At 72.9% G+C, this 22,278-nt stretch carries 16 protein-coding genes; 13 read left to right on the top strand and 3 right to left on the bottom strand.

Annotated elements, in window-relative coordinates; genetic code table 11:
* Positions 1-43 precede the first annotated feature (43 nt).
* Together CLT71_RS32360 and CLT71_RS32355 are read left to right on the top strand one after the other, a co-directional pair.
* Positions 44-4,789: an ATP-dependent helicase gene (locus tag CLT71_RS32360; protein WP_486483742.1), complete on the top strand. Its 4,746-nt coding sequence runs from the start codon at positions 44-46 to the stop codon at positions 4,787-4,789.
* 123 nt (positions 4,790-4,912) lie between these two features.
* Complete coding sequence (locus tag CLT71_RS32355) at positions 4,913-5,848, top strand: siderophore-interacting protein (RefSeq protein WP_101370443.1); 936 nt, start codon at positions 4,913-4,915, stop codon at positions 5,846-5,848.
* An 83-nt stretch (positions 5,849-5,931) separates the two neighbouring features.
* Here CLT71_RS32355 and CLT71_RS32350 read toward each other — a convergent pair whose 3' ends face one another.
* Positions 5,932-6,870: an LLM class F420-dependent oxidoreductase gene (locus tag CLT71_RS32350; protein WP_101370442.1), complete on the bottom strand. Its 939-nt coding sequence runs from the start codon at positions 6,868-6,870 to the stop codon at positions 5,932-5,934.
* Between the two features lie 40 nt (positions 6,871-6,910).
* Between CLT71_RS32350 and CLT71_RS32345 the strand changes: the two genes are divergently transcribed.
* Entirely contained in the window at positions 6,911-7,423 is a 513-nt protein-coding gene (locus tag CLT71_RS32345; protein WP_158242348.1) for a GNAT family N-acetyltransferase, read from the top strand.
* 126 nt (positions 7,424-7,549) lie between these two features.
* Here the strand turns inward: CLT71_RS32345 and CLT71_RS32340 are convergent, their stop codons facing one another.
* Both CLT71_RS32340 and CLT71_RS32335 read right to left on the bottom strand, forming a co-directional pair.
* Positions 7,550-9,790 carry an outer membrane protein assembly factor BamB family protein gene (locus CLT71_RS32340; protein WP_143743695.1) on the bottom strand — a complete coding sequence of 747 codons (2,241 nt, stop codon included), beginning with the start codon at positions 9,788-9,790 and terminating at the stop codon, positions 7,550-7,552.
* Between the two features lie 281 nt (positions 9,791-10,071).
* The gene (locus CLT71_RS32335) at positions 10,072-11,073 is read right to left on the bottom strand and encodes an Lrp/AsnC family transcriptional regulator (RefSeq protein WP_158242347.1); all 1,002 of its coding nucleotides are present in this window, start codon (positions 11,071-11,073) and stop codon (positions 10,072-10,074) included.
* 129 nt (positions 11,074-11,202) lie between these two features.
* On the opposite strand from CLT71_RS32335, the gene CLT71_RS32330 reads away from it, so the two are divergent.
* The 10 genes from CLT71_RS32330 (at position 11,203) to CLT71_RS32285 (ending at position 22,194) form a co-directional block, all read left to right on the top strand.
* Entirely contained in the window at positions 11,203-12,546 is a 1,344-nt protein-coding gene (locus CLT71_RS32330; RefSeq protein WP_101370438.1) for an alkaline phosphatase family protein, read from the top strand.
* Between the two features lie 61 nt (positions 12,547-12,607).
* Complete coding sequence (locus CLT71_RS32325; protein ID WP_101370437.1) at positions 12,608-13,978, top strand: extracellular solute-binding protein; 1,371 nt, start codon at positions 12,608-12,610, stop codon at positions 13,976-13,978.
* Positions 13,975-14,931, top strand: coding sequence for a carbohydrate ABC transporter permease (locus tag CLT71_RS32320; RefSeq protein WP_101370436.1), 957 nt, complete (start codon positions 13,975-13,977; stop codon positions 14,929-14,931). The genes CLT71_RS32325 and CLT71_RS32320 overlap by 4 nt, the downstream gene beginning before the upstream one ends.
* 55 nt (positions 14,932-14,986) lie before the next feature.
* A complete protein-coding gene (locus CLT71_RS32315; protein ID WP_199187789.1) occupies positions 14,987-15,847 on the top strand; it encodes a carbohydrate ABC transporter permease in 861 nt (286 codons plus the stop codon).
* Between the two features lie 62 nt (positions 15,848-15,909).
* The gene (locus CLT71_RS32310) at positions 15,910-17,241 is read left to right on the top strand and encodes a Gfo/Idh/MocA family protein (RefSeq protein ID WP_199187788.1); all 1,332 of its coding nucleotides are present in this window, start codon (positions 15,910-15,912) and stop codon (positions 17,239-17,241) included.
* 3 nt (positions 17,242-17,244) lie between these two features.
* Complete coding sequence (locus CLT71_RS32305) at positions 17,245-19,473, top strand: alpha-N-acetylglucosaminidase (protein WP_101370433.1); 2,229 nt, start codon at positions 17,245-17,247, stop codon at positions 19,471-19,473.
* A 46-nt stretch (positions 19,474-19,519) separates the two neighbouring features.
* A complete protein-coding gene (locus tag CLT71_RS32300; protein ID WP_101370432.1) occupies positions 19,520-20,296 on the top strand; it encodes an SAM-dependent chlorinase/fluorinase in 777 nt (258 codons plus the stop codon).
* A 66-nt stretch (positions 20,297-20,362) separates the two neighbouring features.
* Positions 20,363-20,608: a CPCC family cysteine-rich protein gene (locus CLT71_RS32295; RefSeq protein WP_486483574.1), complete on the top strand. Its 246-nt coding sequence runs from the start codon at positions 20,363-20,365 to the stop codon at positions 20,606-20,608.
* Positions 20,609-20,686: 78 nt separating this feature from the next.
* Complete coding sequence (locus tag CLT71_RS32290; protein WP_101370430.1) at positions 20,687-21,298, top strand: Rossmann-fold NAD(P)-binding domain-containing protein; 612 nt, start codon at positions 20,687-20,689, stop codon at positions 21,296-21,298.
* A gap of 68 nt (positions 21,299-21,366) precedes the next feature.
* The gene (locus tag CLT71_RS32285) at positions 21,367-22,194 is read left to right on the top strand and encodes a DNA-formamidopyrimidine glycosylase family protein (RefSeq protein WP_101370429.1); all 828 of its coding nucleotides are present in this window, start codon (positions 21,367-21,369) and stop codon (positions 22,192-22,194) included.
* Positions 22,195-22,278: the final 84 nt, after the last annotated feature.

Raw genomic sequence — 22,278 nt, 5'->3', positions numbered from 1 at the left:
TGAACCTGTCGGACCGACCGGGCACGATGGGTCGGTGAGCGATGTGCTGGCGAGGTTCGGCGCGGCGACCCGGGAGTGGTTCGACGCCGCGTTCGCCGCACCCACCGACGCGCAGGCCGGAGCGTGGCGGACGGTCGGCGCCGGCCAGAACGCCCTGGTGGTCGCCCCAACCGGCTCCGGCAAGACCCTGGCCGCGTTCCTCTGGTCGCTGGACCGGCTGACCCGGGAGCAGGCTCCGGCCGACCCCCGGCAGCGCTGCCGGGTGCTCTACGTCAGCCCGCTCAAGGCGCTCGCCGTCGACGTCGAACGCAACTTACGCACCCCGCTCACCGGCATCCGGCAGGCGGCGTCCCGGTTGGGGCTTCCGCCGCCCGAGATCACCGTCGGGATGCGCACCGGCGACACCCCGGCCGACGAGCGGCGGGCGTTCGCGCGTACCCCGCCGGACATCCTGATCACCACGCCGGAGTCGCTCTTCCTGCTGCTCACCTCCGCCGCCCGGGACTCGCTGCGCGGCGTGCAGACGGTGATCGTGGACGAGGTGCACGCGGTCGCCGGCACCAAGCGCGGCGCCCACCTGGCGCTCTCCCTGGAGCGGCTCGACGCCCTGCTGCCCGCTCCCGCACAGCGGATCGGGCTCTCCGCGACCGTACGCCCGATCGACGCCACCGCGCGGTTCCTCGGCGGCGCCCGGCCGGTGACCGTGGTGCAGCCGGAGACCGCGAAGACCATCGAGGTCAGCGTGCAGGTGCCGGTCGAGGACATGACCCGGCTGGACGAGCAGGAGGCGCCGGAGGACGAGTTCGGCACCCCGCGCCGGGCGTCGATCTGGCCGGCGGTCGAGGAACGCGTCTACGACCTGGTCCGGTCGCACCGGTCGACCATCGTCTTCACCAACTCGCGACGCGGTGCCGAGCGGCTCTGCGCCCGGCTCAACGAACTCGCCGCCGACGAGGCCGAGCTGGCCACCGGCGGCGACGGCGGCGGCACGACCGGCGGCGACCGGGGCGCGACCGGCGGCGACGCGACCCGTCGCGTCGGTGCGGAACCGCCGGCCCGGCCCGGGGCGCCGGCCCGGCTGCCGGCGGAGATCATGGCGCAGTCCGGGGCGGCCACCGGGGCGGCGACGGTGATCGCCCGGGCGCACCACGGCAGCGTCTCGCGGGAGGAGCGCCGGCACATCGAGGAGGCGCTCAAGTCCGGCCAGTTGCCGGCGGTGGTCGCCACCTCCAGCCTGGAGCTCGGCATCGACATGGGCGCCGTCGACCTGGTGGTGCAGATCGAGGCCCCGCCGAGCGTCGCCGCCGGCCTGCAACGGGTCGGTCGGGCCGGGCACCAGGTCGGCGCGGTCTCCCGGGGTGTGGTCTTCCCGAAACACCGGGGCGACCTGCTCTCCTGTGCCGTGGTGGCGGAGCGGATGACCGAGGGCGCCATCGAGGAGCTGCACTATCCGCGCAACCCGCTGGACGTGCTCGCCCAGCAGATCGTGGCGATGGTCGCACTTGACGAGTGGCGGGTCGCCGACCTGACCGCGCTGGTCCGGCGCGCCGCACCCTTCGCCGAGCTGCCCGACTCGGCCCTGCACGCCGTACTCGACATGCTCTCCGGGCGCTATCCGTCCACCGCCTTCGCCGAACTGCGTCCCCGGTTGGTCTGGGACCGCGCCGCCGACCTGCTCACCGGCCGTCCCGGCGCGCAGCGGCTGGCGGTGACCAGTGGCGGCACCATCCCCGACCGGGGGCTCTTCGGGGTCTTCCTGGCCGGTGCCGAACGAGCTGCAAGGGTGGGTGAGCTGGACGAGGAGATGGTCTACGAGTCCCGGGTCGGCGACGTCTTCCTGCTCGGCTCGTCGTCCTGGCGGATCGAGGACATCACCCCGGACCGGGTACTCGTCTCACCCGCACCCGGGCAGGCGGCCCGGATGCCGTTCTGGAAGGGCGACCAGCTCGGCCGCCCGGTGGAGCTGGGCCGGGCGCTCGGCAACCGGCTGCGCGGCCTGGTCCGGGCCGACGACGAGGGGGCCCGCGCCGCGCTGCGCTCCGGCGGGCTGGACGACTGGGCCGCCGGCAACCTGGTGGCATACCTGCGCGAGCAGCAGGCCGCCACCCGTTCGGTACCGGACGACCGGACGGTGCTGGTGGAGCGCTTCCGCGACGAGCTGGGCGACTGGCGGTTGGCGGTGCACTGCGTGCTCGGCGCCCGGGTCAACGGGCCGTGGGCGCTGGCCATCGCCCGCCGGCTCGCCGAGCGCTACGGGGTCGACGCCCAGGTGGTCCCCTCCGACGACGGCATCGTCGTCCGGCTGCCGGACACCGCCGACGATCCGCCCGGCGCCGAGCTTGTCGCCTTCGACCCCGACGAGATAGCCGCGCTGGTGGAGGAGTCGGTGGGCGGGTCCGCCCTGTTCGCCGCCCGGTTCCGGGAGTGCGCCGCCCGCGCCCTGCTGCTGCCCCGCCGCGACCCGCGCCGCCGTCAGCCGCTCTGGCAGCAGCGCCAGCGCGCCGCCCAACTGCTCGACGTCGCCCGGGAGTACGCCGACTTCCCGATCACCCTGGAGGCGGCGCGGGAGTGCCTCCAGGACGTCTTCGACCTGCCCGGCCTGGTGGCGCTGATGCGGGAGGTGGCCGCCCGCAAGGTACGCCTGGTCGAGGTGGAGACTCCCCGGCCGTCGCCGTTCGCCCGCTCGCTGCTCTTCGGCTATGTAGGCGCCTTCCTCTACGAGGGCGACGCCCCGCTGGCCGAGCGGCGGGCCGCCGCCCTGGCGCTCGACTCGGCCCTGCTCGGCGAGTTGCTCGGTCGGGTCGACCTGCGGGAGCTGCTCGACCCGACGGTGGTGGCCGAGACCGAGCGGCAGCTGCGCTGGCTGACCGAGCAGCGCCGCCCCCGGGACGCCGAGGACGCGGTCGAACTGCTCCGGCTGCTCGGTGACCTCTCCGACGACGAGTTGGCCGAGCGCGGGGTCGTTCCGGACTGGCTGACCGGGCTGGCGCAGACGCGGCGGATCCTCCGGGTCCGGGTCGCCGGGCAGGAGCGCTGGATCGGCGTCGAGGACGCCGGCCGCTACCGGGACGCGCTCGGGGTGGCACTGCCGGTCGGGGTGGCACAGGCGTACCTCGAACCGGTGGCCGACCCGCTCGGCGATCTCGTCGCCCGGTACGCCCGCACGCACGGACCCTTCGCCGCCGGCACCTGCGCGGCCCGGTTCGGCCTCGGGGTCTTCGTGGTGGAGCAGACGCTGCGCCGGCTCGGTGCCGACGGACGGGTCGTCTCCGGCGAGTTCTCCCCGACCGGTGCCGGGCCGGAGTGGTGCGACGCCGAGGTGTTGCGCCTGCTGCGCCGCCGATCCCTGGCCGCGCTGCGCCGGGAGATCGAGCCGGTGCCGGCCCGGACCCTGGCCACCTTCCTGCCGCGCTGGCAGCAGGTCGGCGCGGCGGCCCGGGGTGTCGAGGCGGTCGCCGCCGTGGTGGAACAGTTGCAGGGGGCCGCCGTGCCGGCGTCCGCGCTGGAGAGCCTGGTGCTGCCCGCCCGGGTCGCCGACTACTCCCCCGGCTATCTCGACGAACTCTGCGCCAGCGGCGAGGTGGTGTGGGCGGGTTCCGGCGCGATCGGCCGGGGCGACGGCTGGGTCACCCTGGCCTACGCCGACAGCGCCGCCCTGCTGTTGCCACCGCCGGACGAGGCGCTGGCGCTGACCCCGCTGCACGAGGCGGTGCTGAGCGCCCTCGGCGAGGGGCAGGCACTGTTCTTCCGATCGCTTGCCGAACGGGTCGCCACCGACGAGCGGGTCACCGGCTCCGGTGCCGGCCCGATCGACGACGCGGCGCTGATCGGGGTGGTGTGGGAGCTGGTCTGGGCCGGTTGGCTGACCAACGACACCCTCGCACCGCTGCGTGCCGTACTCGGCGGCGGGGGTGCGCACCGGCCGCGTACCGGTGCGCCCCGGACCCGCTACCGGCGGCCGGGTCGCCCCGCACTGCCGGCCCGGGGCGGGCCACCGACGGTCGCCGGGCGCTGGTCCCGGCTTCCCGAGCGGGACGTCGACCCGACCCGTCGGGCTGCCGCGCTCGCCGACGTACTGCTGGAGCGGCACGGGGTGGTGACCCGGGGAGCGGTGGTCGCCGAGGGCGTCTCCGGCGGCTTCGCCGCGGTCTATCCGGTGCTCTCCGCGCTGGAGGAGCGCGGAGCGGCCCGCCGTGGCTACTTCGTCGAGGGGCTCGGTGCGGCACAGTTCGCCGTACCCGGGGCGGTGGACCGGCTGCGGGCGCTCGCCGAGCCGGAGGAGTTGCGCCGTCGGGGCGGCGGTGCACGGGTGCTTGCCGCCACCGACCCGGCGAACCCGTACGGCGCCGCGCTGCCCTGGCCGGCCCGGGTGGTCGACTCCGGCGACGGCACTGTCGTACCCGACGCCGGCCCCGGCGGTGCGGCGACCGGCGGCTCGGCGCACGGCTCCGCCTCGCACGGTGGTTCGGGGCACGGCGGCTCGGGGCACGGTGGTTCGGCGACCGGGCATCGGGCCGGGCGTAAGGCGGGTGCGCTTGTGGTGCTTGTGGACGGCACGCTGGTGCTCTATGTCGAACGCGGCGGCCGGACCCTGCTCTCGTTCAGTGCCGACACCGGGGCGCTGGCCGCCGCCGCCCAGGCGCTCGCCTCGGCGGTCGGCTCCGGCGCGCTCGGCGCCCTGGCGGTGGAGCGCGCCGACGGCGCCTCGGTGCACGCCTCGCCGCTGCGCGACGCGCTCACCTCCGCCGGTTTCCGGGCCACACCGCGCGGGTTGCGGCTGCGCGGCTGATCGGGACGAGCGAGCGGGCGGACGTACCCACCCCCACTGACATTCTGAGCAGGTTAGGCTAACCTAACGGGACGTCGCTCGCCGTACGTACCTGTCGGCGTCGTGTACCGAGAGGTTGGCCGAATGACCGAGCTTTCCACCGCACCGTCGCTCGTCGCCCCGTGGCGGCTCTTCCCCGCCGAGGTCGTCCGGCTGCACCGGCTCAGCCCGTCCTTCCTCCGGGTGACCTTCACCGGCGACGACTTCGACACCTTCGCCGACCCGGGCTACGACCAGCGGATCAAACTCGTCTTCCCGGTACCGGTGCACGGCTTCCGCCACCTGCCGGAGGGCACCGACTGGTACCCGCGCTGGCGGGCCCTCCCCACCGAGCTGCGCAACCCGTTCCGCACCTACACCACCCGGGCCGTACGCCGGGAGGCCCGCGAGGTCGACGTGGACATCGTGTTGCACCCGGACGGCGGCGCGTACGGCGCACACGGTCCCGCGGCCCGCTGGGCGTTCGCCGCCGCTCCGGGCGACCAGATCATGATCATGGGGCCGGACCACGGCTACCTCGGTGACCACGGCGGCCGGGAGTTCCAGCCCGCACTGGCCTCCCGCACCCTGCTGCTGGTCGGAGACGAGACGGCGGTACCGGCGATCGCCGCGATCGTCGAACGACTGCCCGCACACAGCCGGGGCGAGGTACTGCTGGAGGTGCCGGAGCCGGCGGACGTACTCGACCTGCCGGCCCCGCCGCTGGTGGACGTGCACTGGCTGCCCCGCTCGGGTGCGGCGCACGGCAGCCTGCTGGTTCCGGCCGTCCGGGCCGCCGCCGAACGGCTGCTGCCGACGGACCGGCCGGCCGAGCGTGACGCTTCGGACGAGGCCGTCGACGACGAACTCTGGGAGGTACCCGTCGGCCTGTCGGGCGGCGGGCACTACGCCTGGCTGGCCGGCGAGTCCGGGGTGATCCGGACGCTGCGCCGGTACCTCGTCTCCGAGCGTGGTCTCGACCGCGAGTCGGTCGCCTTCATGGGCTACTGGCGGCTCGGCAGGGCGGACGACGCGGCCTGAGCACGGCCGCACCGCCGCACCGCCGCGCCCTGCGATCGCAGGAGTTCGAGCGGACCGGGCGCCGGATCCGCGCGCGCCCCGGCTCAGAGCCGGGGCGCCACCTCGGCGGCGATCAGGTCGAGGTGGTCCAGGTCGGCGATGTCGAGCACCTGGAGGAAGATCCGGCTGGCGCCGAGTTCGGCGTACCTCTGGATCTGCTCGACGACCTGCTCCGGGGTGCCGGCGACGCCGTACGAGGTCCGCATCTCCTCCGGATCGCGGCCGATCGCCTCGCCCCGGCGGCGTACCTCGGCGTCCGACCGCCCACAGAGCACGGAGAGCGCGGCGGAGAGCACCAGCGGGTCACGCCCGGACTCCGCCCGACCGGCCCGCTCGGCGGCCTCGGCCACCGCCGTGTAACTGCGGGCCACCTGGTCGGCCGGGCTGAACGGCACGTTGAACTCGTCGGCGAACCGGGCGGCCAGCATCGGGGTACGCCGCAGCCCCTTGCCACCGACGATCACCGGTACCGCCGGCGACTGCACCGGCTTCGGCAGCGCCGGTGAGTCAGCCAGCTGGTAGTACTTCCCCGAGTAGTCGAAGGTGTCGCCGACCGGGGTGGCCCACAGCCCGGTGACCACCTCCAGTTGTTCGGTGAGCCGGTCGAACCGCTCGGCGGGCGACGGGAACGGGATGCCGTACGCCTGGTGTTCCTCCTCGAACCAGCCGGTGCCGAGACCCAGCTCGACCCGGCCGCCGCTCATCTCGTCCACCTGCGCGACGCTGATCGCCAGCGGTCCCGGCAGCCGGAACGTCGCCGAGGTGACGAGCGTGCCGAGCCGGATCCGGGAGGTCTGCACCGCCAGGGCGGCCAGGGTCAGCCAGGCGTCGGTCGGTCCGGGCAGCCCGCTGCCGCCCATCGTCAGGTAGTGGTCGGAGCGGAAGAAGCCGTCGAACCCGCACTCCTCGGTGTGCCGGGCGATCCGGAGCAGATCCCGGTAGCTGGCACCCTGCTGCGGTTCGGTGAAGATACACAGGCGCATACAGTTACCTTGCCAGGCGCCTCGGGGGAGGGACGGACAGGTGTCGCAACTGCGGGTACGCCCCGCCGGGCCGGACGACCGGCCGGCGATCGACGCGCTGCACGACCGGGAGTGGGGCGGGCCGTACGTGATCGGCCACGACGTCCGCTACGACCTGCGCGAGCTGCCCGTCCTGGTCGCGGTCGACGGCGCGGGTGGAGTCTGCGGAGCCCTGGCCTGGCACCTGGACGGCACCGGGCTGGAGGTGGTCAGCATCGTGGCCGACAGGCCCGGCACCGGGATCGGCACCGCCCTGCTGGCCGGCGCGGCACAGACCGCCCGGGCAGAGGGTGCGGATCACCTCTGGCTGATCACCAGCAACGACAACCTGCGGGCGCTGCGCTTCTATCAGCGGCGCGGCCTGCGGATCGTCGCCGTCGATCCGGGCGCTGTCGACCGGGCCCGGCTGCGCAAGCCGAGCATCCCGACGATCGGCGCCGACGGCATCCCGCTGCACGACGAGCTGCGCCTCGAACTCCGGCTGGCGCCGGCCGGCGCCGGCACACCGGCCTGACGCCCGCCTCCGTCCGTCCGCCTCCGTCGCGGTCGCCTCGGGGTTCGGACGAGGCCGTCGACGACGAGGTGTGTGCGGTGCCGATCAAGCGGCGGGCACTGCGCCTGGCCGGCCGGCGAGTCCGCGTCAGCGCACGTCGACGCCGTGCAGCAGCCCGTCCTGGTCGCCGACCAGGAGCAGGTCACCGACGACGACCGGCGGGCTGTAGCAGTACCCGGTGGTGGTCAACTGCAGGCGGGTCCGGACCGACCCGGTGTCGAGGTCGAACGCGACGAGCAGGCCGGTGGTGGTCGGGGTCCACGCCACGGAGCGGTGGATCGCCGCGCCGGTGCTGACCGGACGCGCACCGAGTGCGGTGGTCCACCGGGCCACTCCGGTGTCCGGGTCGACCCGGGCCGCGGTACGCCCTCCGTCGTCGAACATCAGCACGTCGCCGTCGGCGAGCAGCAGCTTGGGGGCGTAGATGTAGGAGCCGTTGATCGACCAGCGCTGCTGCCCGGTGACGGGATCGAGGGCGAACGCCCCGGCCACGGTGGAGACCAGGACCAGCCCGTTCGGCAGTACCTCCAGGTTGTCCGCCCACGGGCCGTAGATGAGCCGGCTGTAGGCGGTGGCGCGCTCGGTGGTGGAGAACGACCACCGGACGGCGCCGGTGGCGGCGTCGTGGGCGTAGACGTTGCCGTCCCCGGCGCCGGCGTAGACCCGGATGCCGTCACTTGCCGCGCGCCCGGCGAACATGCCGGCACCGGGCACGCTCCACACCCGGGCGCCGGTGCGGGCGTCGATCGCCTGTCGGGTCTCGCCGGCGGCGAAGACGACCAGGGTACGACCGGCCACGCTGGTCACCAGCGGACTGCCCAGCACCGGGGCGCCGGCCCGGTAGGCGAACCTGCGCCGGCCGGTGAACGGGTCGAGGGCGTAGAGGTGCTGGTCGTCCGAGGGCACGTAGACGGTCCGGCCGTCGGGGGCGAACGCCGGACGGCCGTGCACCGGGCCGAGCATCGTCCGCCAGCTCTGGCGCAGTCCGTCGCGGTCGGGTCGGGCGCCGAGCACGGTGCCGTCGGTGGTGGTGGCGATCAGCAGTCCGTCCCGGGCGGCCAGGCCGGCCTGCACCGGTGCACCGAGCTGTTCGCGCCAGCGCAGCCGCCGCCGGGGGTCGGGGAGGGCGAACGTACGGGTCTGCTCGTACCAGGCACCGCCGGGGTCGGTGACCCGTACGGTCATCCGATGCTCGCCGGGCGGCAACGCGGCGATGTCCAGGCCGGCGCTGAACCGGCGGCCGGAGTCGTCGGCGGCGAGGTCCCGCCACTGGCCGGGGTCCTTGAGCCCGTACGTGTGCTGCGGATAGAGCTGTGCCTGCACGCTGGCCGCCCCGGCATGCCGCGAGAGGCGCACCGAGACCGCCAGAGTCGAGGCGGCCGGGGTGAGCGAGAGTGCCTGGGGCCGCTGCGCGAGGGCGGTCCGCGTGCCGTCGAGCGGGATCTCCAGCACCGGCCGGGTCTCGGCACTGCCGTCGGCTGCCCGCTGCACCGCCGTGATCCGCAGCGCCGAGCCGCCCCGTCCGGACGTACGCTCCACCCAGTAGTAGATCGGTGCCCCGCGGGTGTCGTCGACCGCGAACTGGGTCAACCCGTTGAACCGCTGGACCTGTTCGGCGTGCACGTGCCCGGCGAACACGGCCCGTACGTTGTAGCGGTCCAGGAGCCCCAGCAGCCGTTCCTGGTCGTTGACGAAGTAGTTGTCACCGCCGAACGGGAAGTGGCAGAGCAGCACGATCGGCACGCCGGCCGGTACCCGGGCAAGGTCCCGGGTCAGCCAGGCGATACCGGACTCGCCGAAACCGCCCGGCTCCTGGAGCAGGTGGCTGGGGTCCAGTGCCACGAAGTGCAGGCCGGCGTGGTCGAAGGAGTACCGGCTCGGCCCGAACAGCGCGCGGTAGCGCGCACCTGCGGTGCCGTCCCACCGCCAGTCGTGGTTGCCGGGAACGTGCCGGATCCGGGGGCGCAGGGCCGCCGGGATGGTGCTCAGATAGGTGTCGTACTCGGCCACCGAGCCGTGCTCGACGATGTCGCCGACGTGACAGACGATCGGCGGGTTCGCCGCGGCCATGTGCTGGTAGACCCAACTCACGATCCCGGTCCGCTCGGGGATGTCCACATCGATCTGGGTGTCGCCGAGGAGCGCGAAGCCGGACGGTGCGGAGCCGCCTGGCCGGGACGGGCCGGCGGCCGTCGGTGCGCCGAGGGCGGGCGAGCCGCCGACCGCAGCCCCGGCGGCCACCGCGGCTGCCGTACCCGCGCCAAGCCGGAGGATCCGGCGGCGGTCCAGCCGGAGGTGGTCATGGTCGCGGGCGGGCATCGATGACATGGTCCGTTCCTTCCGGCCGTCCTCCAAAGTGCCGGTGAGCCTGGCACGGGCCCGAGTTACCGATCAAGGTCTGCCGGGCGAACCGACGACGATCTCGTCGGAAACCGTCAAACATGGCCGGCGGGGTGTCGGCACCTTGCATCCGCGCCGGTCACCGGCTCGGCGGGCCGGGGTGCGGCGGTCCGTCAGGGCCGGGGCGCGGCAGTGCTTCAGGGCCGGGGTGCGGCGGTCCGTCAGGGCCGGGGCGCGGCAGTGCTTCAGGGCCGGGGTGCGGCAGTGCTTCAGGTTCCGGCCTGGCCGTGCTCGGGTTCCGGCGCGGGCAACACCATCCCGGCCCGCTTGACGGAACGGAGCGCGACCGCGACGTCGGCGTGCTGGAGGCCGGGGAGCTGGCCGATCGTCTCGGAAAGGAAGTCGTAGAGGCCGCTGTCGCTGGCCAGCGCGATCTCGCCGCAGAGGTTCCGGTCTCCGGTCGTCGCGGCGATCATGAGTACGGCGGGGTGCGCGGCGAGGAGTTCACCGGCCTGCCCGAGCTGGGTGGGATTCACGTTGAGCGAGACGAAGGCGTTCACCGGGAGCCCGACCACGGCGGGCTCGACAAGCGTCCGCATCCGGAGGAAGCCGGCGGACATCATCGCCTCGGCCCGCCGCCGTACCGTGACCGGGCTCGCGCCGCACCGCTCGGCCAACTGCTGCCAGCCCTGGCGGCCGTCCCGGGTCAGACCGGCGACGATCGCCTCGTCCAACGGGCTCAGCCGGGCCGGAGGTACGGTCGGCACCTGCTCGTTCCACTGGTCCATCCGCTGGTCGCGTAGCCGGTCGACCACGTCGGGAGGGAGCAGGCTCGGGCTCCAGCCGTGCGGTGTGGAGAACCTGCGGATCACCTGGTTGCTCCAGACCGCGAGGATGCCGTCCAAACCGGGCAGTTGGTCGAACATGAGCCTGCGCAGGTGCTCGTTCGAGGTGTAGGAGACCTCCGCCACGCACTCGACGCTGCCGGTGACCAGCTTGACCGATCCGCTCTCCGACCACCGGGCCAGGTGCTCGGCCGACCGGTTGGCGGTGCCCGGCCGGCAGCGCAGCCGGACGAAGAGCGATCGCGCCCGCCGGGTCGTCTCGCTGTCCATCACCCCGATCACCCGGACGGCCCCGCTGCGCATGAGTCGCGGCAGCCGGCGGGAGACGGTCGCCTCCGAGGTGAAGACCGCCTCGCCGATCTGCGCGTGGGTAGCCCGCGGATGCGCGAGCAGAGCGCCGATGATCCGTCGATCGAGTGCGTCCAACAAAGCCCCATACCCATCACTTTGACGCGATGCCATGCTGAAGTCTTGCATTCAGCCTCGAAAAGTTGACACTCTACCTCGCGGCTCCGCAGACTCGCGCTCACCTTCCAACGGGTGAGGAGACAGCGAATGGCGCTTCCCGTCAAGCGACGGTACGCGGTCCGGGCCACTGCGGCGGCGACGATCGCGCTGCTCGCGGCCGTCGCGGTGCCGGCGACCCCGACACCGGCATCCCCGTCCCCGTCCTCGTCGGCACCGCTGGCGCGCTCCGCGCAGCACGTTGTTTTGTTTGACTTCGATGGATTTGACCCACGTTTCATCCACGGCCGGTACGCCGGACTGGCGGAGTTGCCGAACCTTCGGGCGCTGATCGAGGAGGGCTCGTACGGCGTCGCCGACGGCTCCTTCTCGTCGTACTCGAACTCGTCACGGGCGACGACGGCCACCGGCACGTACCCGAGCACCCACCGCAACACCGGCTACTACTACAACGTGGAGACCGGTCGGACCGTCTCCCAGGAGCGTCACATCGAGCCCGGCGTCGAGACGATCGCCCAGTCGCTGCGGCGCCAGGACCGCACCGCCGCCTACCTCCAGTGGTACGTCGTGCAGAACTACGGCGCCACCTTCGGCGACCCCGCCGCCCTCTACACCCAGCCGGGCGGAAACTGCCAGACCCGCGCCGACCAGGCGATCGCGCTGCTGCGTGGAGAGCCGGTCGACTCCGGCGGCACGATTGTCGACCCGGTGCGGATCCCGGATCTGATCACGGTCTACTGCGACGACGTCGACGCGGCGCTGCACGCCGACGGGTTCTCCGCCGCCGGCCTGCCGGAAGCGCTGGCCCGGGTGGACGCCCAGATCGGGCGGGTCCGGGAAGCCGTCCGGGAGGCGGGCATCCTGGACGAGACGGCGTTCGTGCTGACCGCCGACCACGGCGCCCGGGACTGGACCGTCCCGCTGCTGCCCGAGGTCGTCGACCGGCTGACCGGGACAGGGCTGACTGTCGAGGTCATCCCCACTCCCGGCGGCGTACCGGACCCGGCGAGCGAGATCGTCGTCGCGGCGGCGCCGCGTACCGCCGACATCACCCTCCGGGGCCGGGCGGACACCCCGGCGCAGGCCCGGAACATCGCCCGGATCATCCGTGCCATTCCCGGCATCGCCGCCGTCTACGACGAGCGGGACCTGCGCCGGATGAGGGCCAGTGACAAGCTCGGTGACCTGGTCGTCGAGCCGATCGAGCCGTACCACCTCTCCACGCTCACCGACGGTGAGCCCCGCGCCTCGCACGGCGGCCTGGCCGAGGCGCGCGTGCCGCTGGTGCTCTCCGGTGCCGGGATCCGGGCCGGTGTCCCGCTGCACGGCGTCGGCCTGGTCGACGTGGCCGCCACCATCAGTGCCCTGCTCGGCGTGCGGCCGCCGACGACCTCCCAGGGGCAAGCCATCCGCCGAGCACTCGAACGGTACTGACCGGGCCGGGCTCTGCCGCCGACCCGGCTCCGATCCCAACGCAGATCTAGGAGATGACAACATGACCCAGCCGATCAGGCGCGGGTACGCGGCGGCGGTCGCCGCCGCGGTCGCGCTCACCCTGGTCGCCGGCTGCGGCGGCTCCGACGAGTCGGATGCGGGCGACGGCATCAAAGTCTGGACGCCGCAGACGACCCCGGAACGGGTCGCGGCGCAGCAGGAGGTGGCGGCCCGGTTCACCGAGAAGACCGGCATCGCCGTGCAGGTCGTACCGCTGGCCGAAGCCGACCAGGGGCAATCGCTGGTGACCGGTGCCGCCTCCGGCGACGTACCCGACGTGATCCTGCACAGCTCCGCCTCGACGTCCGCCTGGCGCAATCAGGGGCTGCTGGACACGAAGGCGGCGCAGCAGGTCGTCGACGACCTCGGTGCCGCCACCTTCAACCAGAACGCCCTGACCGCCTTCAGTCTCGACAACGAGGTCGGCGCCGTGCCGAGTGACGGCTGGGCGCACCTGCTCGTCTACCGCAAGGACCTCTTCCAGGCCGCCGGGGTCAAGGTGCCGACCAACCTGGCGGAGGTGGCGCAGGCCGCCACCACGATGAAGGGGACCGGGGTGACCGGGATCGCCCTCGGCACCCAGACGGGCACCGCCTCGGGCACCGAGGCGATCTACTCGATGTTCCAGAGTGCCGGCTGCGAACTGGTCAGCGACGGCAAGGTCACGATCGACTCGGCCGAGTGCACCCGGGCGGCCGAACTGTTCAAGGTGCTGCGGGACTCCAGCGTGCAGGGGGACTTCGACGTGACCAGCGCGCGGGCGGCGTACCTCGCCGGGCGCGCCTCGATGCTGCTCTTCTCGACCCACATCCTCGACGAGTTGGCGGGCCTGGACCCGGCGAACCCGGCGACCTGCCCGCAGTGCAAGGGCGACCCGGCGTTCCTCGCCAAGAACTCCGGCTTCATCACGGTGCTCGACCGCAACCACCCCGCCCAGTACGGTGCGACGCTCGGTTACGGCATCCCGGAGGGCGCACACACGTCCGAGGCGCAGCAGTACATCAAGTTCGTGCTGGAGGAGGGCTACGCCGACACCCTCGGCTCGGCCACCGAAGGGCGGATCCCGCTGCGTAACGGTACCGCCGCAGAACCGAACGCCTATCTCGACGCGTGGGGCAAGCTCGGAATCGGTCCGCAGCGCAAGCAGTCCGTCGCCGAGCTGTACGGCCCGGAGATGGTCACCGCGATCCGGGACGGTGTGAACGCCATCCGGCTGTGGGGAATGGGCACCAAGGACTCGCCGCTGGCCGGCGCGGTCACCGCGCAGGGCACCCTCGCGCAGTTCCTGGAGCGGCTCTACGGCGGCACGCCGCCGGCCGAGGTGACCAAGGCGATGGCCGAGGAGGTCAGGAAGGTCCAGTCCGAGCTGTGAAGACACCGACAGCCCGGACCTCCCGTTGGGAGCGGCTCAGCCGTTCCCAACGGGAGAACCTCAACGGCCAACTCCTGACCGGCCCGTCACTGCTGCTGGTCACCCTGGTCGTCCTGCTCCCGTTCGTCCTGGTCGTGGTCTTCGCCCTCTCGGACACGCGCCTGATCGACATCCCGAGGTTGTCGCCGTCCAGCATCGAATGGAGCCTCGACAACTTCCGGGACGCGGCACGCTCGGAGTCGTTCTGGGACGCGCTCTGGACCACGATCGCCTACGCCGGCCTGACCACCGTCGGATCGATCGGGGTCGGCCTGGCTCTCGCGCTCGCCCTGCGGCGCCCGTTCCGCGGGCGAGGGCTGGTCCGGGCGCTGCTGCTGATCCCGTACGTGCTGCCGGTCATCGCGGCGGCGACGATCTGGCGCACCATGCTCAACCCGCAGTACGGCATCGTCAACGCGGTGGGCCAGGAGTACCTCGGCTGGCAGAACCCGATCGGCTTCCTCAGCACCACGTCGGCAGACCTGGCCGGGATACCGGTGCCGGTGTCGCTGCTCGTCGTCATCTGTTTCGAGATCTGGAAGTCCTTCCCGCTCGCCTTCCTGTTCATCACCGCCCGGCTGCAGAGCGTGCCCGGCGAGATCGAGGAGGCCGGGGCGCTGGACGGTGCCTCCGGCGGGCAGAGCCTGCGTCACCTCGTCCTCCCCCAGTTGCGGGGGGTCATCCTGCTCCTGCTGTTGCTGCGCTTCATCTGGTCGTTCCAGAACTTCAACGACATCTACCTGCTGACCGAGGGTGCCGGCGGCACCCAGGTCATGGCGATCAAGGTCTACACGGAGCTGGTCACCAGGGCCGACATCGGCAGCGCTGCGGCGTACGGGCTGTTGATGTCGCTGATCCTGAGCGTGCTGCTCGCCGGCTACGTGCTGCTGTCCCGACGCAGGGAGCCGATGTGAACGGCAGCGGCCCGTCGGGGCCCCGCGGCACGGCCACGAACCGAGGAGGCTCCCGGTGAGTTCACCGATGCGGCCGTCACGTCCGGCCACCGTCCTGCGGTGGACCCTCATCGCGGTCGCCGTCGCCTGCAGCGTCGGACCGGTGCTCTACGGGGTACTGCTGTCGCTGCGCCCGTACTCGACCGCCCTGCTGGACCCGCTCGACGTCGTTCCCGGGCTGACCGAGATAGACCTGTCCAGTTACGTCACGGCGATGAAGGACGAGTCCGCCGGCGGATTCGGGCTCGGCCGGTTCGCGCTCAACTCGCTGCTGGTCGCCGTCGCCACCGTCGTCGTGTCGATCGTCGCGTGCATCTTCGGGGCGTACGCGGTCGCCCGGCTCCGGTACCGGGGTCGCCGCGTCACCAGCGCGATCATCCTCGGTGTCTATCTGTTCCCGGGCATCGTGCTCGCGGTCCCGAAGTTCGTCATCCTGAGCCGGCTCGGGTTGACCGGGTCACTGGTCGGACTGCTGATCGTCTACGTCGCCGCCACCGTCCCGGTCGCGCTGTACATGATGCGCAACTACTTCCTCGCCCTGCCGGAGAGCGTCGAGGAGGCGGCCCTGCTCGACGGCTGCTCGCTGCCGACGATGCTGCGGAAGGTGGTGTTGCCGATCGCCCTACCCGGCGTCGTGGCGACGGCAATCTACGTCTTCATGATCGCCTGGAACGAGTACTTCTACGCACTGCTCTTCCTCGTCCAGGACCGTCCGCTGTGGACGGCACCACTCGGGCTGTCCCAGCTCACCGACTTCCAGGTGCCGGTGACCGTGCTGCTGGCCGGCTCCATCGCGGTGACCGTACCGGTCATCGTGATCTTCTTCCTCGCCCAGCGCTACATCGTCACCGGCCTCACCTCGGGAGCGGACCGGTGAGCCCGGAAAGCATGCCGGTGACTTCGGAAAGGAACCCGGTGACCTCGGAAAGGATGATCGACGTGGCAGGCCCGGTGCCGTCGGGAACACGTCCGTTACGACTGCTGGTGCTCGGCGCGGGAGGGCGGGGCGCGCACGCGTACGCCCGGTGGTGCCTGGAGCACCCGACCGAGGCCCGGGTCGTCGCGGTCGCCGACCCCGACCTGGAGCGCCGCGACCGGTTGGGCGACGCGCACGCCGTCCCGCACTCCCGACGGTTCACCGACTGGCGGCAGGCGCTCTCGGTGCCCGGACCGTGGGACGGGGTCATCGTCGCGACACCGGACCGCGACCACGTGGAACCCACGCTCCGCGCCCTCGAGCTGGGCCGGCACGTCCTGCTGGAGAAGCCGATCGCACCGACGCCGGAAGAGGTGCACCGGCTCACGGTCGCGGCCCGGCACAGCAGCGGCACGGTCACCGTCGCCCATGTGCTCCGCTACACCCCGTTCTTCCGTACCCTCCGCCGCCTGCTCGACGAGGGGCGCATCGGCCAGCTACAGGGCATCTCGCACATCGAGAACATCGCCTACTGGCACTTCGCGCACAGCTACGTACGCGGCAACTGGCACCGCGCCGACCAGTCCAGCCCGATGCTGCTGGCGAAGGCGTGCCACGACATCGACATCCTCCGGTGGCTGGTCGGCGCACCGTGCGTGGCGGTCTCGTCGTTCGGCGAACGCCGGCACTTCCGGGCCGAGCACGCACCGACGGGGTCGACGGAACGCTGCATCGACGGCTGCGCCGCCGCCGACACCTGCCCGTACAACGCGGAAAGGCTCTACGTCGACCAGCTCGCCACCGTCGACGGACCACCGGTGACTGTCATCACGAACGACACCAGCGTCGCCGGCCGGCGCCACGCGCTACGGACCACCGACTACGGGCGGTGCGTCTACCGGATGGACAACGACGTCGTCGACCACCAGACGTCGACGCTGCTGTTCGGCAACGGCGTCACGGCGTCGCTGGTCGTCTCCGCGTTCACCGCCCAGAACACCCGCACCCTGGTGCTGATGGGCAGCCACGGGCAGATCACCGCCGACATGCGCTCCGGCCGGATCGAGGTCGCCCCGTTCCTGGAGACGCCGCCCCAGGTGGACGGGCGACGGGCCAACCCGACGCTGGAGGTCGGCACCGCGCAGGGGGTCGCCGAGGAGGTCACCGAGGCCTTCACCGGGCACGGCGGCGGAGACTCCGGGCTGATGAGCGACTTCGTGCGGCGGGTCCGGCGTCGGCTGGACGGCGACGACGTAGCGGACGCCCCGAGTTCGCTCGCGGAGAGCCTGGAGAGCCACCTCATCGCCTTCGCCGCCGAACGGTCCCGGTGCAACCGCACAGTGGAGGAGCTGTAGGCGATGCAGGATCTTCTGCGGGACCTGGTGGCACGGGTCGCCGGCAGCGCCGACGGGGTACGGGTGGAACGGGTGCCGGCCGCCGCCGACGGCACGACGGTCGCCGGGTACGAGTGCCGGGACGGCGTACTCACGCTGCGCGGTTCGGATCCGGTCGCCGCTGCCGCCGCCTTCGGGCAGTACCTGAAGGCGTACGCCGGCCGCCAGGTGACCTGGGACAGCCCGAGCCTCGATCCGCCCCTGGCCAGCTGGCCGGCGGCCCCGTCGACCCGGCTGGCCACCCCGTTCCCGGTCCGCTACCACCTCAACTCCGTCACCTACGGATACTCGACTGCGTACTGGGACTGGGACCGCTGGGAGCGGGAGATCGACTGGATGGCGTTGCACGGCGTCACCCATCCGCTCATGCAGGTCGGGCACGAGGCGGTACTGGCGGAGCTGTACCGGCGGGCCGGGCTCGACCGGGCCCGGATCGACGAGTGGATCGGCAGCGCCGCGCACTTCCCGTGGACCTGGATGGGAAACACCAACTCGTTCGGCGGGCCGCTGCCGGCGACCTGGATCGATCGGCACGTCGAGTTGGCGCGCCGGATCCTCGACCGCCAGCGGGCGCTGGGGATGACGCCGGTGCTGCCGATGTTCGGTGGGCACGTGCCGCCGGAACTCGCCGACGCGTCAGCCGGTGAACTCGAATGGCAGGGCTGGCGCACCCCGTTCCTCGGGCCGGACAGCGCGTCGTTCGGGCGGCTCGCCGCCGAGTTCCTCGGCATCCAACGCGAACTGTTCGGCACCGACCACCACTACGCCGTCGACCCGTTCATCGAGTCCGTGCCGCCGAGTGGGGAGCCCGGCTATCTGGCGTCGGTGGGTCGGGCGGTCTACCGGACGATGGTGCGGCGCGATCCCGAGGCGGTCTGGGTACTGGCCGGCTGGCCCTTCCACTACCAGCGCGAGTTCTGGACGCCGGAACGGGTACGCGCGTTCCTCTCCGACGTACCGACCGAGCGGCTGCTCCTGCTCGACCTCTGGGGCGAGTACGCGCCGATGTGGCGCCGCGACGGCATGTACGGGCGGCGCTGGGTCTGGTGCGCGATCCACAACTTCGGCGGCCGTTTCGCGCTCTTCGGTGACCTCGTCGGGCTGGCCCGGGACGTCGAAGAGCTGCGGCGACACCGGCCGTCCGGGCTGGCCGGCATCGGGCTGGCTCCGGAGGCGATCGAGAACAACACAGTCTTCTACGAGTTGGCCACCGATCTCACCTGGGGGGTACCGCCGGTTGCCGGGTGGGTCGACTCGTTCGCCCGGCAGCGATACGCGAGCACGCACGACGACGTCGTACAGGCGTGGCAGATCCTGGCCGACACGCTGTACGGGCCGGGGCGTACCCGCTCGATCCCGTCTCCGGTCATCGCCCGCCCCTGGTCGGCCGGTACCCCGTTCGCGGCGCAGCGCCTCGCCGGCGAGTTCGTGCCGCAGGACGCCGGACCGCCACAGCCGTCGGCAGGCGTCGACGCCGGACCAGCACAGCCACCGGCGGACGGCGACCCGTCGGTGCTGCGGCCGTCGGCGAACATCGACGCTGAGAACGATCCGGCAGTGCTCGGCGACCTGCCCCGGATCGCCTCCGCCGCGCGGCTGCTGCTGCGGCGGGCGGCCGAGGTGACCGTGCGGGATCCGCTGGAACGCGACGTCGCCGAGCTGGTCGGCCACGTGCTGGCGCAGGGCGCCCGGGTGCACATCCGCGGCATCGTGGCGGCCTTCGCCGAGCGGGATCCGGCGGCGATCCTGGCGCATCTCGCCCGGTTCCGCAGCGACCTGCTCGACCTCGACGAACTCGCCGGCACCCGGGCGGAGTCCCGGGTCGGGGGGTGGATCGCCGCCGCCCGTGCCTGGGGCGGGTCGCCGGCCGAGGCCGACGTGCTGGAGCGGGACGCCCGCAGCCTCGTCTCGGTCTGGGGACACCAGTCGAGCGGGCTGCACGACTACTCCGGACGCCACTGGTCCGGTCTCGTCCGGGACTACTACCTGCCCCGCTGGGAGTTGTGGGGCGGCTGGCTGGCCGACGCGGCGCGGGCCGGGCGGGAGCCGGACGTCGACGTTCTGCGGGCCCGCGTCGTCGCGCACGAGGAGTCCTGGCGGAACTCGGTGGGTGGCTACTCCGCCGAGCCCGCCGGAAACACCCTCGACGTCGCGGCACGGATCCTCGACCGGCTCGGCTGTCCAGCTCCGTGACCCGGATCCCGAACACGGGTCCGTGACCGGACTACCCTTGGCGGCTGTGCCCGGTTACGCATGGCTCAGCCTGACCACCGACTACGGCCTCTCCGACGGGTTCGTGGCGGCCTGTCACGGGGTGGTCGCCCGGATCGCGCCGGCCGTCCGGGTGATCGACGTCAGCCATCTGGTCCCGGCCGGCGACGTCGGTCGCGGTGCCGCCGTACTGGCCCAGACCGTGGGACACCTTCCGCCGGCGGTGCACGTGGCGGTGGTCGATCCGGGCGTCGGGACCGCGCGGCGTGGCGTGGCGCTGGGTACCCCCGGCGGCCTGCTGGTCGGGCCGGACAACGGGCTGCTCCCCCGGGCCGCGACGGTGCTCGGCGGCATCACCGAGGCGGTGGAGCTGACCAGCCCGCAGTGGTTTCCCGAGCCGTCCCGCACCTTCCACGGCCGGGACGTCTTCGCCCCGGCCGCCGCCCGGTTCGCGCTCGGCGCACCGCTGACCGACGCCGGGCCCAGCATCGACCCGGCTACCCTGGTGCGGCTGGCCGAACCGGTGCTGGTCGAGGGCGACGGCTGGCTGGAGGCGGAGGTGCTTACCGTCGACCACTTCGGCAACGTCCAGCTCGCCGCACCCGGCTCCGCACTGCGCCGCCTCGGTCCGGTGGTCCGGATCGGCGCGCGGCGGGCGGCCCGGGGCGGTACGTTCGGCGACGCCCCGGCCGGTGAACTCGTCGTCTTCGCGGACTCGGCCGGTCAACTGGCGGTCGCGGTCAACGGCGGTCGTGCCGACGACCTCCTCGGCGTCGCCCCGGGTGACGTGCTGCGGTTGGAGTGACGGGCAGGTCGCAGTGCCAAACCGTCTACTGTGCCCACGCCGGGCTGCTGTGAAATGCTTACCCGTGTGGGGAAACACACGATCGATGTCGCCGCCTGCCCATGCTGCGCGCACCGGACCGGCGGCGGCACCTGCCCGGTCTGCTTCTGGACCGACGACGGTTCCACCGACCAGAATGCCGGCATCGCCCGGGGCGGCCCCAACGGTGACCTGAGCCTGTCCGACGCCCGGCTCAACTACGCCATCTACGGCGCGAGCCACCCGCGTTACCAGGATGCGGTACGCCAGCCCCGCCCGGAGGAGTTGCCCTGACCCAGGATGGGCGGCGGTAGACGGGTCCCACCACGTCCGACCCGCCGTCCATCCGACGGGCAACCGTCGGTCACCGGTGTGACACCAACGCCGTCCATCCTGGCCGCCCTCGCGAAGGCGGCCGTACCTCGGGTGATCTTCAACACCGGCGGCGGCGTGCCGCCGGCCGAACCGGTCGGGATGCCGTTCCTCGACGCCAGGATCCGGCTGGCCAATCACCTGCCGAGCACGGTGCCGGTGGTCTCGATCGTCGGGCCGGCCAGCACCTATCTGGAGAATCTCGTCGCCGTCTGGTCACGAACCCTGGTGCACGGCAGGGGCGAGGTGCGCTACCCGCTACCGGCGGGGCTACCGAATCCGTGGCTGGCCGCCGACGATCTCGGCACGGTCGTCGCCGACCTCGTCGTGGCGGCCACCCCACCGGGCGCCCGGATCGTGGCCGGCCCGGCGGGCCTGACCGGCCCGGAGGTCGCCGCCGAGATCGGGGCCGCGACCGGCCGCCGGGTCCGCTGGCACAGCATCAAGCCCCGGGAGTACGCCGAGATGCTCGCGCCACACGTGGGGCGGGCGGCTGCGGAGGGGGTCGCGGCGGCGTACCTCGATCCGGCGCCGGCACCGGATCCGGCCCTCGTCGTTCGCGGCTCCACCACCGTCCGGGCCTGGGCGAAACGGCAGGACTGGGCGCTCTGATCCGGTTCGTCGACCGCGGCGTCGCCGATCACGGCGACGCCGCGGCACGGCTGGAGGAGGATGGACGGGTGCCCGAAGGCGACACCGTGTGGAACACCGCCCGTGCGCTGCACCGTGCCCTGGCCGGTGACCGGCTGACCGCCAGCGACTTCCGGGTGCCCCGGCTCGCCACCACCGACCTGACCGGCGCGACGGTGCTGGAGTCCGCCGCCCGGGGCAAGCACCTGCTGCTGCGCCTGCGTACCCCGGACGAGGCGCCGCTCACCCTCCACTCCCACCTGCGGATGGACGGCGCCTGGCGGACGTACGCCCCGGGGGAGCGCTGGGCGGCCCGTCCCGCGCACACCATCCGGGTGGTGCTGCGTACCGCCACGGCGGTGGCGGTCGGCTATCACCTGCACGACATCGCCCTGATCCGCACCGCCGAGGAGGCGACGCTGGTCGGGCACCTCGGGCCCGATCTGCTCGGCCCGGACTGGGACCCGGCCGAGGCGGTACGCCGGCTCGCCGCCCAGCCGGGCCGGAGCATCGCCGAGGCCCTGCTCGACCAGACGAATCTGGCCGGGATCGGCAACCTCTACAAGTCCGAGCTGCTCTTCCTGCGCGGGGTGTCGCCGTGGACGCCGGTCCGGGAGGTACCGGACCTGCCCGGCCTGGTGGCCCTGGCACACCGGCTGCTGATGGCGAACCGGGGACGGTGGACGCAGAGCACGACCGGCTCGCTGCACCGGGGCCGGACGAGTTACGTCTACGGTCGCCGGGCCGAGCCGTGCCGCCGGTGCGGCTCGACGATCCGCAAGCGGGAGCAGGACGACCGGGTCACCTACTGGTGCCCGGCCTGCCAGCCCGAGCCGGGCCACCGTCCCGGCACCGGCCCCGGACGTCCCACCCGCTGAACCGCACCCCGCGCGGATGTGCGTTGGGTCCAGGCAGCACCCACCGTCACTCCTGGGCCCGGCGGTACCGGATGTGCCAATCCG

It is taken from the genome of Plantactinospora sp. CNZ320 (genome assembly GCF_002846275.1).
Note: the sequence above shows the minus strand (reverse complement) of the source record. Positions and strands in the feature narration are given on the sequence as shown.

Excerpts from the sequence above, each read along its gene's own strand:
- CLT71_RS32325 (WP_101370437.1), top strand. The coding sequence starts at position 12,608 with ATGACCCAGCCGATCAGGCGCGGGTACGCGGCGGCGGTCGCCGCCGCG.
- CLT71_RS32305 (WP_101370433.1), top strand. The coding sequence starts at position 17,245 with ATGCAGGATCTTCTGCGGGACCTGGTGGCACGGGTCGCCGGCAGCGCC.
- CLT71_RS32330 (WP_101370438.1), top strand. The coding sequence starts at position 11,203 with ATGGCGCTTCCCGTCAAGCGACGGTACGCGGTCCGGGCCACTGCGGCG.
- CLT71_RS32355 (WP_101370443.1), top strand. The coding sequence starts at position 4,913 with ATGACCGAGCTTTCCACCGCACCGTCGCTCGTCGCCCCGTGGCGGCTC.
- CLT71_RS32340 (WP_143743695.1), bottom strand. The coding sequence starts at position 9,790 with ATGTCATCGATGCCCGCCCGCGACCATGACCACCTCCGGCTGGACCGC.
- CLT71_RS32350 (WP_101370442.1), bottom strand. The coding sequence starts at position 6,870 with ATGCGCCTGTGTATCTTCACCGAACCGCAGCAGGGTGCCAGCTACCGG.